This is a genomic window from Kaistella sp., from assembly GCF_032060305.1.
Lineage (GTDB): Bacteria > Bacteroidota > Bacteroidia > Flavobacteriales > Weeksellaceae > Kaistella > Kaistella yananensis.
The window spans coordinates 12,157-14,258 of record NZ_DAMBHK010000059.1 but is presented as its reverse complement, the minus strand read 5'-3'; the positions used below and the strand labels follow the sequence as shown (position 1 = coordinate 14,258).

Below are 2,102 nucleotides of genomic sequence, written 5' to 3'. Positions count from 1 at the left end.
GGCGACATCGGACATATCGATGATGAAGGTTATCTGCATATCACCGACCGTAAAAAAGAAATGTTCAAAACTTCAGGCGGAAAATACATCGCGCCCCAGGTTATCGAGAACCAGGCAAAAGCCTCCAAATTTATTGAACAGATTATGGTGGTGGGAGATGGCGAGAAGATGCCTTGCGCATTGATTCAGCCCGATTTCAATTTCGTGCAGCACTGGGCAGAACGTAAGCACATCAACGTGGGAACAACTCCGGAAGAAATGGCCAACAGTCCTGAACTTAAAGAAAGAATTGGTAAGGAAATCGACTATCTCAACACTAAATTAGGCAGCTGGGAACAAATTAAACGTTTCGAGCTCACCCCGGAAGTTTGGACCATCGATTCCGGCGTCCTCACACCAACGCTTAAACTGAAGCGTAAAGCGGTGAAAGAACGTTATATAAAACTCTACAATAAAATGTACGGCCACGAGGCCTAAACTTTAAAAGCACGGTTTGTATGGCCGTGCTTTTTTATTTTCCGTGAGCTCTCCTACCAAGATTGCAACTATTATTACAGTATATCAAAGCGGAAAACTGCGCGACTTGTCGTTTCTTTCTCAAACAACTATTTTTGCAGCATTAATTTACCGATGAAAGCTGCCCTGAACTTGTTCAATTTTTCCCAGAAAATAAACTACCGCACCGAAATCCTGGCCGGACTTACCGTGGCAATGACCATGATTCCCGAGTCGCTTTCTTTCGCGATTCTCGCCGGATTCCCGCCACTGGTTGGGCTTTACGGCGCATTTATTATGGGACTTGTTACGGCAATATTCGGCGGAAGACCTGGACTGATTTCCGGCGGTGCAGGTGCTACCGTAATTGTATTGATCGCACTGATGAAGTCTCACGGTTTGGAATATATCTTCGGAGCAATTGCCCTGGCGGGTATTATTCAGATTTTTGTAGGACTTTTAAAACTGGGTAAATTTATACGGCTGGTTCCGCAACCCGTGATGTTTGGTTTTGTAAATGGGCTGGCGATTGTCATTTTCATGTCTCAACTCGAGCAGTTCAAAATAACCACCAACGGTCAGACCGAATGGCTCAGCGGCACGCCTTTTCTTATCATGGCAGGGCTGGTAGCGCTTACGATCGGCATCGTCACTCTTTTGCCAAAATTCACGAAGAAAATTCCTGCTTCCCTGGCAGCAATTATGATCGTTTTCGCCATCGTGATGATCTTTGGAATCGAGACTAAAAAGGTGGAAGACATTGCTTCTGTAAGCGGAAGTTTACCGCCTTTTCATATTCCCAATATTCCGTTCGATCTGGAAACTTTAAAAGTTATTTTTCCATACGCATTGATTATGGGAGCTGTAGGTTTAACGGAAGGACTCTTAACCCTGAATCTGGTAGACGAAATTACCGGAACAAAAGGCAACAGCAACCGCGAATGTATCGCTCAGGGCGGCGCCAATATCCTGAACGGTTTTTTCTACGGAATGGGCGGCTGCCCTATGATTGCCCAAACGCTTGTAAATCTTTCTGCGGGTTCCCGCGCCAGACTTTCGGGGATTGTAGCAGCTTTAACCATTTTACTTATTATTTTAGTAGGCGCACCTGTAATCGGGAAACTACCAATGGCTGCGCTAACTGGCGTAATGATCATGGTCGCTATCGGTACGTTCGAATGGGCAAGTCTGAGGATTTTCAAACGCATGCCAAAATCCGATATTTTTGTGATGATTGTGGTGACTTTAATTACCATATTCCTTCATAATCTGGCATTGGCAGTTTTAATCGGAGTAATTATTTCTGCTCTGGTTTTTGCCTGGGATAATGCCAAAAGGATCCGTGCCCGAAAACATACCGATGAAAATGGTGTGAAGCATTATGAAATTTACGGCCCTCTGTTTTTCGGTTCAGTTACCGGTTTCGCGGAAAAGTTTGATGTAGCAAACGATCCGCAGGAAATCATCATCGACTTCGCTGAAAGCCGTGTCGTGGATATGTCGGCTATCGAAGCGTTAAATGCGATCACCAGCCGTTATCACAAAGCCGGAAAAACAGTCCGTCTTCAACATTTAAGTCCGGATTGCCGCACGCTTCTGAAGAATGC

The 2,102-nt window shown here is 45.1% G+C and carries 1 protein-coding gene and 1 pseudogene; both read left to right on the top strand.

Annotation, left to right across the window (positions count from 1 at the left end; all coding sequences use genetic code 11):
* Nucleotides 1-477, top strand: a pseudogene (locus V5N63_RS08860) (long-chain fatty acid--CoA ligase); the annotation flags it as partial.
* A 153-nt stretch (nt 478-630) separates the two neighbouring features.
* Nucleotides 631-2,102, top strand: a 1,472-nt coding sequence (locus V5N63_RS08855; protein WP_332033657.1) for a SulP family inorganic anion transporter, incomplete at its 3' end; no start/stop codon positions are given.